Source organism: Hydrogenophaga sp. (genome assembly GCF_030158645.1).
Classification (GTDB): Bacteria; Pseudomonadota; Gammaproteobacteria; order Burkholderiales; family Burkholderiaceae_C; genus Hydrogenophaga.
Window position 1 is genome coordinate 1 of the sequence record NZ_JAOASO010000151.1, and the last position, 15479, is coordinate 15479.

The 15479-nt window shown below is 65.2% G+C and carries 16 protein-coding genes; 12 read left to right on the forward strand and 4 right to left on the reverse strand.

Features of this window, described 5'->3' with window-relative positions; all coding sequences use genetic code 11:
* Positions 1-79 precede the first annotated feature (79 nt).
* From motA to flhD, 3 genes are all read right to left on the reverse strand, one after another.
* Positions 80-940, reverse strand: a complete 861-nt coding sequence (motA, locus tag Q1W68_RS16030) for a flagellar motor stator protein MotA (RefSeq protein WP_300658854.1) — start codon at positions 938-940, stop codon at positions 80-82.
* Between the two features lie 155 nt (positions 941-1095).
* Positions 1096-1632 (reverse strand): flagellar transcriptional regulator FlhC, encoded by a 537-nt coding sequence (gene flhC, locus Q1W68_RS16035; RefSeq protein WP_159607958.1) that lies wholly within the window; start codon positions 1630-1632, stop codon positions 1096-1098.
* A 47-nt stretch (positions 1633-1679) separates the two neighbouring features.
* A complete protein-coding gene (gene flhD, locus Q1W68_RS16040; protein WP_056268595.1) occupies positions 1680-2015 on the reverse strand; it encodes a flagellar transcriptional regulator FlhD in 336 nt (111 codons plus the stop codon).
* Between the two features lie 595 nt (positions 2016-2610).
* Between flhD and Q1W68_RS16045 the strand changes: the two genes are divergently transcribed.
* The 5 genes from Q1W68_RS16045 (at position 2611) to Q1W68_RS16065 (ending at position 7379) form a co-directional block, all read left to right on the forward strand.
* A complete protein-coding gene (locus Q1W68_RS16045) occupies positions 2611-3732 on the forward strand; it encodes a flagellin (RefSeq protein ID WP_300649732.1) in 1122 nt (373 codons plus the stop codon).
* A 52-nt stretch (positions 3733-3784) separates the two neighbouring features.
* A complete protein-coding gene (locus tag Q1W68_RS16050; RefSeq protein WP_300649732.1) occupies positions 3785-4906 on the forward strand; it encodes a flagellin in 1122 nt (373 codons plus the stop codon).
* A 159-nt stretch (positions 4907-5065) separates the two neighbouring features.
* Entirely contained in the window at positions 5066-6445 is a 1380-nt protein-coding gene (fliD, locus tag Q1W68_RS16055; RefSeq protein WP_291520106.1) for a flagellar filament capping protein FliD, read from the forward strand.
* A 201-nt stretch (positions 6446-6646) separates the two neighbouring features.
* Positions 6647-7075 carry a flagellar export chaperone FliS gene (fliS, locus tag Q1W68_RS16060; protein WP_291520105.1) on the forward strand — a complete coding sequence of 143 codons (429 nt, stop codon included), beginning with the start codon at positions 6647-6649 and terminating at the stop codon, positions 7073-7075.
* Between the two features lies 1 nt (position 7076).
* Complete coding sequence (locus tag Q1W68_RS16065) at positions 7077-7379, forward strand: flagellar protein FliT (RefSeq protein WP_291520104.1); 303 nt, start codon at positions 7077-7079, stop codon at positions 7377-7379.
* 117 nt (positions 7380-7496) lie between these two features.
* On the opposite strand, the gene fliE is transcribed toward Q1W68_RS16065, so the two are convergent.
* Entirely contained in the window at positions 7497-7820 is a 324-nt protein-coding gene (gene fliE / locus Q1W68_RS16070; protein WP_291520103.1) for a flagellar hook-basal body complex protein FliE, read from the reverse strand.
* 182 nt (positions 7821-8002) lie between these two features.
* Here fliE and fliF point away from each other — a divergent pair, with 182 nt between their 5' ends.
* From fliF to Q1W68_RS16105, 7 genes are all read left to right on the forward strand, one after another.
* Complete coding sequence (fliF, locus tag Q1W68_RS16075) at positions 8003-9679, forward strand: flagellar basal-body MS-ring/collar protein FliF (protein ID WP_291520102.1); 1677 nt, start codon at positions 8003-8005, stop codon at positions 9677-9679.
* Between the two features lie 39 nt (positions 9680-9718).
* On the forward strand, positions 9719-10717 hold the full coding sequence (gene fliG / locus Q1W68_RS16080; protein WP_291520101.1) for a flagellar motor switch protein FliG: 999 nt from the start codon (positions 9719-9721) through the stop codon (positions 10715-10717).
* A 19-nt stretch (positions 10718-10736) separates the two neighbouring features.
* Positions 10737-11438, forward strand: coding sequence for a flagellar assembly protein FliH (locus tag Q1W68_RS16085; protein ID WP_291520100.1), 702 nt, complete (start codon positions 10737-10739; stop codon positions 11436-11438).
* Positions 11439-11475: 37 nt separating this feature from the next.
* On the forward strand, positions 11476-12906 hold the full coding sequence (gene fliI, locus Q1W68_RS16090; protein WP_300717114.1) for a flagellar protein export ATPase FliI: 1431 nt from the start codon (positions 11476-11478) through the stop codon (positions 12904-12906).
* On the forward strand, positions 12903-13376 hold the full coding sequence (gene fliJ, locus Q1W68_RS16095; RefSeq protein ID WP_300717086.1) for a flagellar export protein FliJ: 474 nt from the start codon (positions 12903-12905) through the stop codon (positions 13374-13376). The genes fliI and fliJ overlap by 4 nt, the downstream gene beginning before the upstream one ends.
* Complete coding sequence (locus Q1W68_RS16100) at positions 13373-14671, forward strand: flagellar hook-length control protein FliK (protein WP_300653626.1); 1299 nt, start codon at positions 13373-13375, stop codon at positions 14669-14671. Before fliJ ends, Q1W68_RS16100 begins: the two co-directional genes overlap by 4 nt.
* A gap of 217 nt (positions 14672-14888) precedes the next feature.
* Positions 14889-15473 carry a flagellar basal body-associated FliL family protein gene (locus Q1W68_RS16105; RefSeq protein WP_300653628.1) on the forward strand — a complete coding sequence of 195 codons (585 nt, stop codon included), beginning with the start codon at positions 14889-14891 and terminating at the stop codon, positions 15471-15473.
* The last annotated feature ends 6 nt before the right edge of the window (positions 15474-15479 follow it).

Here is a 15479-nt window from a genome sequence, read left to right on the forward strand (position 1 = left end):
CGTGGCCGCTCTTCTTGATGCGCTTGATGATGATCGGTTGGAGTTTCTTGCCGTCGGCCATGCTGTGCTCTCTGCTGGATTACTTCTTGCCTTTGACGTGGGCTTCAAGTTCGTTGAACGTGGGCCTGACGTCGGACAGCAGCACCTTGCGGCCGAACTCGATGGCGGTGGACGGCGCGTAGCCCTGCATGCTGGCCAGCAGCGTGGTCTTGATGCACTGGAACTCCTTGCCGCTCTCTTCCACCTTCTGGTCCATCAGGCCACCGAGCGGCTCGAACACACCATAGGCCAGCAAGATGCCCAGGAACGTGCCCACCAGGGCGGAGGCGATCATGCCGCCGAGCACGGCGGGCGGCTGGCCGACCGAGCCCATGGTGTTCACCACACCCAGCACGGCGGCCACGATGCCGAAGGCCGGCAAACCCCCGGCCAGGCGGCCGACGGCGGCCACCGGCGCGTGGGCTTCCTGGTGGTGGGTTTCGATCTCGCTGTCCATGAGCGACTCGATCTCGTGCGCGTTCAGGTTGCCCGAGACCATCATGCGCAGGTAGTCGGTGATGAACTCGACGACGTGGTGGTCGGCGGCGATGGTGGGGTACTTCTTGAAGACCGCCGATTCGTGCGGATTCTCGACGTCCTGCTCGATCGCCATCAGGCCCTCCTTGCGGGCCTTTTGCAGCAGGTCGTACTGCAGCGCCATGAGCTCCATGTAGCGGGCCTTGGTGTAGCGACTGCCCTTGAAGCAGCCGGCCAGTCCCTTCAACGACGCCTTGATCACCTTCATCTGGTTGTTGATGAGGAAAGCGCCGATGGCCGCACCGAGGATGGTGGTCATCTCGAACGGCAGGGCCTTGAGCACCACCGCGATGTTGCCGCCGTGGAAGATGTAGACGCCGAAGATGCAAAGCATCGAAACGACAAAACCGATGATGACGAACATGTGTGTGGGCCTGAAAGAGGACGCTGCACCGGAGTGCCACGTGACTTTGGGGGGATGCCTTCTCTATCGACCAACTCTAGGTGCGATTGAAGGGAGCCATAAACGCGAAATGGACCCGCATCGGGGTCCATTTCAGGTTTTGGGAAAGGCGGTGATCAGTGCAGGCGGAGTCCGCCCGAAGCCGCACCCTTGCCGGCACGCGCCGGTGGCTGGCACAGGCCGCACACGAAATGCCGGTTCTCGTAGGGCTCGGTGACGAAGTTGCCGCCACAGCAGGTGCACTTGGTCAGGGTCAGCATGCCGTTGTCCACGAACTTCACCAGGCGCCAGGCGCGGGTGACCGAGAGGATGGGCTCGATCGAGCTGGCCGTCATCTGGTCGTTGTACAGGCGGAAGGCCTTGATCACCGTGTCGATCTCTTCGAGTTCGCTGGTCTTGCTCAGGTACTCGTGGATGTTGAGGAACAGCGAAGCGTGGATGTTGGGCTGCCACGTGAGGAACCAGTCGGTGGAGAAAGGCAACTGGCCTTTCGAGGGGCTCTTGCCCGCCACTTCCTTGTACAGGCGCAACAGGCGCTCGTACGAGAGGCTGGTTTCGTACTCCAGCACCTGCAGGCGCGCACCGAGCTGGATCAGGGCCACCGCGCGTTCGATGTCGCGGGACTCGTTGAGGATGCTTTTGCCGACGGCCATGGTGTGCTCCTGGAGCGTGTGAGAAGGGAAACCGGGGACCGCGCAGCTCAGTGCGCAGCCATGGACTCGGCGAACTTGCCGGCCATCAGGATGCTGGCGTGCAGCTGCGTGGTGGTGGCGTTGTCCACCTTCTTCACGTTGTGGCTGGTCAGCAGGTTCCACACCAGGTCGTCGTCCACACGGAAGCGGCACAGCAACATGTTGCTTGAGGCGATCTTCAGCAGCTGCGCGGTGGACAGCATGCCCAGCAGGTCGGCGGCTTCTTCGGTCAGACCGAGGCGGAACAGCGCTTCGGCGCGGTCCTTGCGGATGAGGTTCTGAGCCAGCATCAGGTAGGTCAGGTTGGCTTCGCGGATTTCTGCCAGGAGTTGTTCGCTGTCCATGATGTGTTCCTTCGGTGTGGGGGCCTGGGTTGTTGGCGACTTGCTTACAACTCCTGACCCGATGTGTGTAATTGTGTCGAGCGCAACAAAATCTTGAATCGGTAAACGGCTGTACCGCGTGTCAGGTGTGCAGCACCCGCGTGTCAGCCAGACGCCTACGTCTTTGGTTCTCAAAACGGTGCCGCCCGTGCGCGCCTCGAAACGCAGCCGTTCCACGGCTCAGGTGCGCTGAATGCGCGCCGATGGTCATGAGGGAGCACCCTCGCCTCGCGCGGCGGCTGTTGATGTGTAACGGCTTCCTCAAGCGCCGGAGACGCCACCAGCCCGCGCTAAGCACCGAACTGCACCCCGACACACCTGCTTATCTGCAAAACGAATTTCAAGCAGGGCTAAAGAATCCGTGCAGGTCTCCGAAATTGAAACCAACGGACTTCTAAAAAGGTTCGTCGTCCGGCAAGTGAAGCGGCGAGTTGGAAGAGACCTGGGGTCCATCCGGCGCGTGCAGCCAGCTCCGGTCATGGCGGCCAGCCTTCTGGCTGGCGTTGAGATTGGCATCAATGCCGGATTACTTTTTTTCCATTTTTAGGAGTTAGTTATGACCACCATCAACACCAACATCCAGTCGATGAATGCCCAGCGCAACCTGTCGGCTTCGCAGGGCTCGCTGTCCACCTCCATGCAGCGCCTGTCTTCCGGCCTGCGTGTCAACAGCGCCAAGGACGACGCCGCTGGCCTGGCGATCTCGGAGCGCATGAACGCCCAGGTCAAGGGCCTGAACGTGGCCGCCCGCAACGCCAACGACGGCATCTCGCTGGCGCAAACCGCTGAAGGCGCCATGGCCGAGATCGGCAACAACCTGCAGCGCATCCGCGAACTGGCCGTGCAATCGTCCAACGCCACCAACTCGGACTCCGACCGCACGGCCCTGCAAAAGGAAGTCTCGCAGCTGCAGTCCGAGATACAGCGTGTGGCCACGCAGACCGAGTTCAACGGCACCAAGCTGCTCGACGGCAGCTTCACCGGCAAGGCCTTCCAGGTCGGTGCCAACGCCGGTCAGTTGATCACCGTCAGTGCCGTGACCAACGCACAGACCAACTCTCTGGGCAGCACCAACTTTGCCGCTGACGTGGCAGGGGGAGTGGTCACAGACGCAGCAATCAGCGGTTTGACCATTAACACCGTGGCCATCGACAACGTGGCAGCCCAAGGCAGCGTGGCGGCGACGGCCACCGCGCTGGCCTCTGCCATCAACCAGAAGGTGGAAACGACTGGCGTGTTTGCAGTGGTCAATGCGAGCAACGGCGTGACACTGCAGTCCACCCGTGCGGCCACAGCGACCGTGGTGGGCGGCACGATCACCAACACGGGCCTCACCGCTGCATCTACGGCAGCCACCACTGCTTTTGAAGCGAACGACCTAGACGTCTCGACGTTCTCAGGTGCGCAAAAAGCACTGTCCATCGCCGACACCGCGCTGACCAGCATCAACTCGTCGCGCGCCGACATGGGTGCCATCCAGAACCGCTTCGGTTCCGTGATCCAGAACCTGCAGACCAGCTCGGAAAACCTCTCCGCTGCCCGTGGCCGTATCGTAGACGCCGACTTTGCCAAGGAAACCGCCAACCTGTCACGCGCCCAGATCCTGCAGCAGGCTGGCACCGCCATGGTGGCCCAGGCCAACCAGCTGCCTCAGGGCGTGCTGAGCCTGCTGCGCTGATCGAACAGCCAGCCCACCGCAAGCGCAATAACCACACACCCAGGAGTCATTCATGACCACCATCAACACCAACATCCAGTCGATGAACGCCCAGCGCAACCTATCGGCTTCGCAGGGCTCGCTGTCCACCTCCATGCAGCGCCTGTCTTCCGGCCTGCGTGTCAACAGCGCCAAGGACGACGCCGCTGGCCTGGCGATCTCGGAGCGCATGAACGCCCAGGTCAAGGGCCTGAACGTGGCCGCCCGCAACGCCAACGACGGCATCTCGCTGGCGCAAACCGCTGAAGGCGCCATGGCCGAGATCGGCAACAACCTGCAGCGCATCCGCGAACTGGCCGTGCAATCGTCCAACGCCACCAACTCGGACTCCGACCGCACGGCCCTGCAAAAGGAAGTCTCGCAGCTGCAGTCCGAGATACAGCGTGTGGCCACGCAGACCGAGTTCAACGGCACCAAGCTGCTCGACGGCAGCTTCACCGGCAAGGCCTTCCAGGTCGGTGCCAACGCCGGTCAGTTGATCACCGTCAGTGCCGTGACCAACGCACAGACCAACTCTCTGGGCAGCACCAACTTTGCCGCTGACGTGGCAGGGGGAGTGGTCACAGACGCAGCAATCAGCGGTTTGACCATTAACACCGTGGCCATCGACAACGTGGCAGCCCAAGGCAGCGTGGCGGCGACGGCCACCGCGCTGGCCTCTGCCATCAACCAGAAGGTGGAAACGACTGGCGTGTTTGCAGTGGTCAATGCGAGCAACGGCGTGACACTGCAGTCCACCCGTGCGGCCACAGCGACCGTGGTGGGCGGCACGATCACCAACACGGGCCTCACCGCTGCATCTACGGCAGCCACCACTGCTTTTGAAGCGAACGACCTAGACGTCTCGACGTTCTCAGGTGCGCAAAAAGCACTGTCCATCGCCGACACCGCGCTGACCAGCATCAACTCGTCGCGCGCCGACATGGGTGCCATCCAGAACCGCTTCGGTTCCGTGATCCAGAACCTGCAGACCAGCTCGGAAAACCTCTCCGCTGCCCGTGGCCGTATCGTAGACGCCGACTTTGCCAAGGAAACCGCCAACCTGTCACGCGCCCAGATCCTGCAGCAGGCTGGCACCGCCATGGTGGCCCAGGCCAACCAGCTGCCTCAGGGCGTGCTGAGCCTGCTGCGCTGATCGGCACAGCGATCTCCGCAAGCGCCTTGCCGGTACCGGCAGGGCTGCCCCGGGCGGTGGTGGTGGCTAAAAACCACCCCACCGCCTCGGGCTTTGCGGGATGAACAGACCCTATGCAACCTGCGTGGGGTCCGTCCATCCCGGGAAGGAGCACCACCCATGTCCACCATTTCGTCGCCAGGCCTGGCCAGCGGCATCGACATCAAGAGCATCGTCTCGCAACTGGTGGCGCTCGACCGGGCGCCCCTGCAGCCCCTGCAAAAAAGCGCCACCTCGATGCAGAGCCAGCTCTCCATCTACGGCACGCTCAAGTCCATGATGTCCGGCTTTGGCGACGCAGCGGCCAAGCTCTCCGATCCAGCCGGCTGGAACAGCGTGAAGGCTTCCACTTCAAACGACAAGGCGGTGACGGTCAGCACGTCGGCTGGCTCCAGCGCCACCAGCCTCTCCATCGAGGTGCAGAAACTGGCGAAAGCGCAATCGGCCGCAACAGCGCTTCCACCTTTTGCCCTGCAGAGCGCACTCGGCGCAGGAACGCTCAGCATCCAGGTGGGTTCGGGCGCAGCGGTGGACGTGGTCATAGAAGCCGGCAAGGACAGCCTGGCCGATGTGGCGCGCACGATCAACGACGCCAAGGCCGGGGTGTCTGCCACCGTGGTGCGGGACGCGAGCGGGGAACGCCTGTTGATGCGTGCCACCGACACCGGTATCAGCAAAAGTTTCACTGTGGCGGTGAGCGGCGGCAGCCCGGGGCTGGAGCGGCTGGCGTTTGGGCCGCTCGTGACCGGTGGCATGACACAAACCCAGGCGCCGCAAGACGCCGAGGCCACAATCAACAACGTGGCGATCACCTCACCCAGCAACCGCCTGACCGACACCGTGCCGGGGCTCACACTCACACTGACCCAAGTCACCACCGAGCCGGTGGAGATTGCGGTGGCCGCCGATCAGGAAGCCATGAAAAAAAACGTGCAGTCGTTTGTGGACGCCTACAACGCGCTCAACGACCTGCTGACGGTGGCGACCAAATACAACCCGACCACCAAAACCGCAGGCTCATTGCAGGGTGACAGCACCGCAGTGGGTCTGCAAAACGCCATGCGGGGCATGATGCGCTCGGTAACCGCCAGCAGCCCGTTTTCGCGCCTCATCGACGTGGGCATCGAAGCTCAGAAGGATGGCAAGCTGGAGATCAAGGCCGACAAGCTCTCGAGCGCACTCGGCAACGTCGATGGACTTCGGGCCCTGTTTTCGACCTCCAGCACCGACCCAACAGCCCAAGGCTTCGGGCTGAAGATCAAGGCCTTTGCCGATGGCATGGTCGCCGCTTCAGGCTCGCTCAGCACACGGACCGATTCGCTGCAGAACGCGATACGGCGCAACACCAAGGAGCAGGAGAGGGTGATCGAACGTGCGGCTCGCTCCGAAACGCGCTACCTGGCGCAGTACAACGCCATGGACGCGGCCGTGGGCCGGCTTAACGGACTGAGTTCGTTCGTGAACCAGCAGGTCACGCTTTGGAACAAATCCACGGGTTGACCCTCCGTTGCTTCATCGCCAACCCGACCCTGCGCAGCCCCCGCCTGGTCGGGCTTTTCACTCCATCCGTGATGCATTGACGAGGACGTTACAACCATGAACACCTCATCCCCATTTACACCGCATATCCGGGCTTTGGCACCTACAGTCCCCACCGGGCCTGCCGATACAGAAAGGTATCAGCCACAAGGAACCGAAGCCATGTTTACCTCTGTGAATTCACGAGCCGCCTCCGCTTACAAACGCGTTTCCGCCGACACCGGCGTGAGCACCGCCGACCCGCACCAGTTGGTGGGCATGCTGTTTGACGGCCTGATGCAGTCGCTCAACGCAGCGCGTGGCGCCATGGAGCGCGGCGAGATCGAGGCCAAGGGCCAGGCGATCGGCAAGGCCGTGCGCATTCTGGAAGAAGGCCTCAAGGGCGGCCTGAACATGGCCCAAGGCGGAGACCTGGCCAAAAATCTGAATGGCCTGTACGGCTACGCCGTACAACGCCTGACGCTGGCCAACCTGCGCAACGACCGGGCACTGGTGACCGAAGTGATCGGCCTCATCGAGCCGCTGGCCGAGTCGTGGAAACAGATCCGCGGAGCCGCCGCCGTACCGCCCGCCACGGGCCTTGGGGCCTGACATGGAGCACAGTTTGCTGGACTATTACAAAGCCATCGAGCGCACGAGCAGCCAGATGCTCGAAGCGGCGAAGACGGAAAACTGGGACCAGGTGGTGCGGCTCGAAGGTGCCTGCGCGGTGCTGATCGCGCAGCTGCGGTTCAAGTCCAAGACCGACGCGCTGGCGCCGGAAGAGCGCAAGGAAAAAACGAAGATCATGCAGCGCATCCTGCGCACGGATGCCGAGATCCGTTGCCTGGCCGAGCCCTGGCTCAACGACCTCGCGCAGCTGATCGACCGCAACCAGGCGCAGCCGATGCACTAGAAGGGAAACCCCCCTGCGCCGCTTCGCGGCTTCCCCCCGGGGGGACGATGCCTGAGGCCGGGCAAAGCCAGTTCCTCGGCATCTCTGGGTTCAGACACGCGCTCCGGAGAGACCGTGTCAGACCCCCATGTTCATGATGTCGGTGTAGGCCTGGACCATGCGGTTGCGCACGTGCAGCGTGGCCTGAAACCCCACCTGCGACTTCTGCATCGCCAGCATGGTTTCTTCCAGACTGACCTTGGGGTTGCCCAGTTGCACCTCGGTCTGCAGGCGCGACGCTTCGTTCTGGGCAGCGCTCACGCTCTTGAGTGCGTCTTTCAGGTTGGCGGCAAAGCCACCTTCCACACCACCGGCGCCGCCCACACCGCCGGGGCGTTTGAGCTGGGTTTGACCAACGCCGGTCAACGCCTGGCTGGTCAGGGGGGAGATGCGCATGTCCATGGCAGAGTCCTCTCACAAATTGAATGCGTTGATGCTAGGCGGCGAGGCCGGCCAACGCGGCGGGAATAAGGGCACAAAGCACGGCCTTATCGAGGGTATGGCGCGGGGGGTGGGGCCGAATAATCGGTCGCAACGGGAGGCAATCCTTCCCGAAACCGACCTTCTACCCGAGCCCTGCACCCATGAGCACCACCCTGGCACCGATAGAACTCCAGCCCGCGAGCCGCAGCGCTTTCGGCGAAGGCCTCTCGCGCATGGACCAGGCCCAGAAGATCAAGCTCGGACTGGGCGCACTGGCCCTGCTGGCGATCGCCCTGGCCTTCTTTTTCATGGGTCGCCAGCCCGAGTACCGCGTGCTCTACGCCAACCTGGGCGACAAGGACGGCGGGGCCATCGTGGCGCAGCTCTCGCAGATGAACGTGCCCTACAAACACGCCGAGGGTGGCCAGGCCATCCTGGTGCCGGCCGACAAGGTGCACGACACGCGCCTGCGCCTGGCCTCGCAAGGTTTGCCCAAGGGTTCGATCTCCGGGTTCGAGCAGATGGAAGCCAACCGCTTCGGCATGACGCAGTTCCAGGAGCGGCTCACGTTCCAGCGCGGGCTCGAAGGCGAACTGACCCGCTCGATCCAGTCACTCTCCTCCGTGCAGAGCGCGCGCATCCACCTGGCCCTGCCGAACCAGAACGGCTTCTTCCGCGAACAGCAAAAACCCAGCGCCTCGGTGCTGCTCACGCTGCACGCCGGTCGCACGCTCGACCGCGCGCAGGTCGCCGGCATCGTGCACCTGGTGGCCAGCAGCGTGCCCGAGATGAACCCCAAGGCGGTGAGCGTGGTGGACGACGCGGGCAACCTGCTCTCGGCCCCGGCCGACGCCCAGGCCCAGGGCGCCGACACCCAGAAGCTGCAGTACACGCAGCAGATCGAACAGCTCTACACGCGCCGCATCATGGAGATGCTGGAGCCGCTGGTGGGCCGCAACAACGTGAAGGCCCAGGTCAGCGCCGACGTGGACTTCTCCATGGTCGAGTCGACCAGCGAAGAGCACAAGCCCAACCAGAGTCCCGACACCAGCGCCGTGCGCAGCCAGCAGACGGTGGTGGACGGTGCCGCCGCCGGTGCCGCCCCGTCGGGCGTGCCGGGGGCCGTGAGCAACCAGCCGCCCGTGACCGGCACCGCTCCGGTCAACGGCGCTGCCGCACCCGTGGGCGTGACGCCCCAGGGCGGCACCGACAAGCCGGGCAACATGCGCCGCGAGTCGGTGGTGAACTACGAAGTGGACAAGACGGTCAAGGTGGTGCGCGAGTCCAGCGGCCAGATCAAGCGCCTGAGCGCGGCGGTGGTGATCAACCACCGCACCACGACCGACAAGGCGGGCAAGGAAACCACGGTGGCCATTCCAGCCGCGCAGCTCGAACAAATGACCGCGCTGGTGCGCGAGACCATCGGCTTCAACAAGGACCGCGGCGATTCGGTGAACGTGGTCAACGCGCCTTTCAACATCGAGAAGACCAGCGAAGCCGAAACCATCGCATGGTGGCAGCAGGCCGAAAACCAGGAGTTCCTGCGCGGCCTGGCCTGGCCGCTGGGCATGGTGGGCCTGGGCCTGCTGGTGCTCATGGGCATGGTGCGCCCGGGCCTCAAGCTGCTCAAGACGCCGGTGGTGCGCAGCCAGACCGAGGTGCAGCCGCTGAACGCCATGCTCAACGAAGCCCCTGAGCGCCCGGGCCTGCCGATGCCCAGCAACGAACCCACGCCCGAGAGCCAGCGACTCACCGACGCCAAGCGCCTGGCGTTGGAGAACCCCATGGCCGTGGCGAACATCGTCAAAGGCTGGGTCAACGGCGAATCCCCAGCCTGACCCCCCGCAGACCCACACACACCCCACAGAGAAAAGCACATGGAAGACCAGGGAATCCAGGACGCCGCGATCTTTCTCATGTCGATCGGCGAGGAAGAAGCGGCCGAGGTGTTCAAGCACCTCAGCCCGAAAGAAGTGCAGAAGCTGGGCGAGACCATCGCCAAGACGCGCTCGGTCTCGCACGAGCGGGTGGACCAGGTGATGCAGAAGTTCACCGGCGCGGCCTCCTCCCAGAGCCTGCTGGTGTCCGACACCGACAACTACGTGCGTGCGGTGCTCAAGCGCGCGCTGGGCGACGACAAGGCTTCGCTGCTGATCGACCGAATCCTGCAAGGCGGTGACGTTTCGGGCATCGAGAGCCTGAAGTGGATGGACCCGCTGTCGATCGCCGAACTGCTGCGCAACGAACATCCGCAGATCGTGGCCGCCATCCTGGTGCACCTGGAATCGGACCAGACCGCCGGCGTGCTCAAGAACTTCACCGAGCGCACCCGCAACGAGGTGATGCTGCGCATCGCCACGCTCGAAGGCATCCAGCCCACCGCGCTGAAAGACCTCAACGAGGTGCTCTACAAGGTGCTCGCCGGTGGCGACAAGATCCGCAAGACCTCCATGGGTGGCGTCAAGACCGCGGCCGAGATCATCAACATGATGGGCACGCAGATCGAGACCTCGGTGATCGAATCGATCCGCGAGTTCGACGCCGAACTGGCGCAAAAGATCATGGACAAGATGTTCGTGTTCGAAGACCTGCTCAAGCTCGACGGCAAGTCGGTGCAGCTGGTGCTCAAGGAAGTCTCCACCGATTCGCTGGTGGTGTCACTCAAGGGCGCCACCACCGAACTGCGCGAACTGGTGTTGGCCAACATGTCCAGCCGCGCCGCCGAAGCGCTGCGCGAAGACCTCGAATCGCGCGGTCCGATGCGCTTGTCGGAGGTGGAGACCCAACAGAAGGAAATCCTGAAGATCGTGCGTCGCCTCTCCGACGAGGGACAGATCATGCTCGGCGGTGGTGGCGAAGACGAGGCCTTCGTATGACCAGGACGGGTGACTGACCATGGCCTCCAGACCCAACCCCCATTCCCGCTTCATCCCGCGCGAAGAGATCGAAGGCGTGGCCGCCTGGCATTTTTCCGCGGTGGATGGCAGCGACGAACACCTGCAGGCGCCCGCCACCGACAAGAGCGAAGGTGTGACCAGCGAGGCGTTGCAGGAAGCGCGGCAGCAGGCCTACGCCGAGGGCTTCGAGCGTGGGCACGAAGCCGGCGGCCAGGAGGTGCGTGATGCCCTGGAGGCCACGGTGCGCAAGACCGCCGAAGAGACGGCGGTGCGCATGGCGCAACTGCTGCACAACACCAAGGACAACCTGAAGAAGAGCGAAGAGAAGATTTCGCGCCACATCCTGGAACTGGCTTGCGACCTGGCCCGCCAGGTGGTGCGCCAGGCCATCGCCAGCGATCCGCAGCACTTGAAGCCCGTGATCGCCGAGGCCCTCGCACAGCTGGTGGACGACGGCCTGCCCGCCACGGTCCGCATGAACCCGGGCGACCTCGCGCTGATGAAGGGCGTGTTGCAGGAAACCCTCAACAGCCCGCTGCCCGAGTTCGTGGCCGACGCCCAGATCAGCCCCGGTGGCTGCCTGATCGAATCCAGCACCTCGGCGGTGGACGCCACGATCGAAAAACGCTGGTCGCGCGCCGTGGGCAACCTCGGCATGAACGTGGCCTGGAACCCGAACCCAGGAGACGCCGATGTCTGACAGCACCTTTGGCTCCGACAGCCGCTGGGGCCATTTCATGGACGAGGTGCGCGTCAACGCCAGCGTGGAAACGCCGCTGGAGGTGCGCGGCACGCTGACCCGCCTGGCCGGTCTGGTGCTCGAAGCCGTGGGCCTGAAGGTGCCGGTGGGTTCGCAATGCCTGATTGGCAACGGCAGCAAGGCGCCGGTGCTGGCCGAGGTGGTGGGCTTCTCCAACGACCGCGCCTTTCTCATGCCCGCGGGCGACACGCACGGCCTCTCCAGCGGTGCCAGCGTGACGCCGCTGGCGCCCTACCGCACCGTGCCGCGTGTGGGACAAACCAACAAACCGCCCTCGCCCGACGACCGTGGCACGCTGCGGCTGCCGCTGGGCAAGGGCTTGCTGGGCCGCGTGGTCGACTCGCACGGCAACCCCATGGACCACATGGGCCCGATCACCGACGTGGACATCGAACCGATGGACCGCGCCCCGCTCAACGCCATGGACCGCGACCCGGTGCGCACCCCGCTGGACACCGGCGTGCGCGCGATCAACGCCCTGCTCACGGTGGGCCGTGGCCAGCGCATTGGCCTGTTTGCCGGCTCCGGCGTGGGCAAGAGCGTGCTGCTGGGCATGATGGCGCGCTACACCAAGGCCGACGTGATCGTGGTCGGCCTCATCGGCGAGCGCGGCCGCGAGGTCAAGGAATTCATTGAAGACATCCTGGGTGCCGAAGGCCGCAAGCGCTCGGTGGTGGTGGCCGCCCCGGCCGACGCGCCGCCGCTGGTGCGCATGCAGGGCGCGGCTTACGCCACGGCGATTGCCGAGCGCTTTCGCGACGATGGGCTCGACGTGCTGCTGCTCATGGACTCGCTCACCCGCTACGCCATGGCGCAGCGCGAGATCGCGCTGGCCATCGGCGAGCCACCGGCCACCAAGGGTTACCCGCCGTCGTGCTTTGCCAAGCTGCCGCAGCTGGTGGAGCGCAGCGGCAACGGCCTGAACGGCGTGGGCTCGATCACGGCCTTCTACACCGTGCTCTCCGAGGGCGACGACCAGCAGGACCCGATCGCCGACGCGGCACGCGCGATCCTGGACGGCCACATCGTCCTCTCGCGCTCGCTGGCCGAGTCGGGCCACTTCCCGGCCATCGACGTGGAGGCCTCGGCCTCGCGGGTGATGCACAACGTGGCCGGTGCGGTGCACCTGGACCTGGCGCGCAAGTTCCGCGGTGCGTACTCGCGCTACATCAAGAGCCGCGATCTGATCCAGCTCGGCGCCTACGCGCCCGGCAGCGACCCGGAGACCGACCGGGCCATCGTGCTCTACCCGGCCTTGCAGCGCTTTCTGATGCAGGACATGAACGAGGCCGCCAGCCTGCCCGACAGCCTGCAGCAGTTGCAGAGCGCCCTGCAGGAGGACAAGCCGGGCAGCACCCAGCGCGCCTCCCGTCCCCACCACAACCCCTATGAAGGCAAGCAGGCATGACCACGATCCAGACGCTCAACAAGGTCGTTGAAATCGCCGAGAAGCGCCGCGACGAGGCGCTGGGTGCACTGGGCCAGATGCAGCGCGAACTGCGGGTGGCCCAGGACCAGATGGACCAGCTGCAGGCCTACGCGCAAGAAGCCGAGCAGCGCTGGGCCGCGCGCAGCGCCGTTGGGGTCGACGTGGCGCTGCTCATGCACCACCGCCAGTTCATGGCCAAGATCGACCACGCACTGGACTTCCAGCGCGGCGTGTTGCGCGAGCGCGGCGACCTGATCGAGCGCGCCCAGGACCAGGTGCACGTCTGCGAACGCGACGTGGCCGGCCTGCGCAAGTTCACCGAGCGCAAGCAGCTCGCGGTGCAGCACCGCGTGCAACGCCAGGACCAGAAAAACACCGACGAGATGGCACTGACCATCCACCTGCGCCAGAGCCTGGCGCGGGCGCAACAGGAAGGCATCCGAACATGAGCACCACATCCGCCACCGCCAGCGCACCCAAACCGGTGGAGGCCAACGCCAAACCCACCCCACCGGGCGCGCGCGCGCAAGACCGCAAGGCCGAAGGGGGCGACCTGTTTGCCGCCCTGCTGGGTTTGCTGTCCGCCACCCAGGCGCTGCCCGCCGCCGCCACCGCAACGACCACCGGCACCGAACCGGCCGACGATGCGAAGGGCGACCACAGCACCCCCGACGGCAGCGACAACCCACTGACCGCGCTGATGGGCTGGGGCCTGCCCAGCGCCGCCGACGCTGCCCTGGGCAAGTCGAGCGCCAAGGGCGGGGATGACAACGTCGGTCTGCCCGGTGCCGCGTGGTCGGCCGAGCGCGCCGCCCGAAGCACCGCGTCCGCCGGCAGCGCCGATGGCGGCTTCGACATCTCGGGCATGACACCGGTGGAGCCCACGCCGCTGGAGCCGGCTCCCAAAGGGCCCATGGCCCTGCCAGCCCATGCCGCCCGACTGGGCCTCCAGCCGTTGCCGACCGCACGGCCGACCGACACACTCACCAACGGCGCACCGGCCACGGCCTGGCGCCACGCCTCGCTGGCCAGCACCGAGACCGTGGCCATCCAGCAAGCCGCCAACCTGCCGTCCGTGCGCAGCACGGTGGCGCTCAACGAGCGCTTCGGCGTGGCCCCCGGCGTGCCGTTGGCCACCACGGAGTTGCGTGAGGCCACCACCGACACGTTCAGCGTGTCCAGCCCAACCGCATCCAGCCGCTCCGCCGACGGCACCGCCGCACCGGCGGGCGCCAGCGCGGGCGACGGCGCCACCGGTTCGGACGGCCAAGGCTCGGACGCCAGCGCCTTCGACCACACCGACGGCCAGGCCGGCAACCCGTTTGCCGACGCCCAGGCCGCCGAAGAGCCCACCGTGACCCACTGGGGCACCCAGCACCTGCGCCACGCCAGCCTGCGCGTGGACGGTGAGTCGGGTGAACAAGCCATCGACATCCAGCTCTCGATGCAGGGGCAGGAGGTGCAGGTGGCGTTCAAGACCGACAGCGCCGAAGCGCGCGCCTCACTGCGCGAAAACGCCGGGGAATCGCTGGCCGACCTGCTGGGCAAGAGCGGCATCCAGCTCGGTGGTGTGTCGGTGGGTTCGCAGGGCCAGCCGGGGTCGCGGGGTGACGATGGCGGAGCGCGGCAGAACGGTGTGCGTGGGGTGGCGTCGGTGGCTCGCGAGTCACTCGCGCCCTCGAACCGACCAGTTCAACCAGCCCCCCGCGCCGACGGCAGCCAACCCCTGGACGTGTTTGCCTGACTTCCCGCCCCCCACGCTCCGCCGCTACGCGGGTCGCTGCCCCCCAAAGGGGCTGTTTCGCCTTGGGAACGGCCCGGCGGCGAAACGCTTAATAAGCGCCTTTTCAGGCGCTTATCTCATGACCGGCACCGGGCCCCCCGCCCAATAATTCTTCAAACCCCACACGTTCTCCCCGTGTGATGCCCTCCTCCCCGCGGGGGCCTTTTGAAGGATGACCATGTCTGCTGCCGCTGCCACCGCCACCGCGTCCGACGCTCCCAAGAAGAAGAGCAAGAAGCTGCTGTTCATCATCATCGGTGTGGTGGTGCTGGCCCTGATCGGTGCGGGCGCCGCGCTCTTCATCATGAAGAAAAACGCCGCGGCCGCCGACGACGAGTTCGCCGACGAGGAACCGGCAGCCCACGTGGCCAAGGATCCCAAGACCGCCCCGGTGTTCATGCCGCTGGAGAACATGGTGGTCAACCTGGCCGACCCCGGTGGCACCCGCTTCATCCAGCTCGGTCTCACCCTGCAGCTGCAGGACGCCAAGACCGAAACCGATGTGAAGACCTACATGCCCAGCATCCGAAGCGACATCCTGCTGCTGATCTCGCAGCGCACCGCCGACGAGATGCTGCAGGTGCAGGGCAAGGAAAAACTCGCCAAGGACATCATCACGGCGATCTCCAAGGAAATGGACTACGAAATCGCCGACAGCGCCGACGCCGAACACGCGGACGAAGCGCCGAAGAAGAAGAAAAAGTCCAAGACGCCGCCCAACCCGGTGCAGGCCGTGCTGTTCTCCAGCCTCATCGTTCAGTGATCCAGG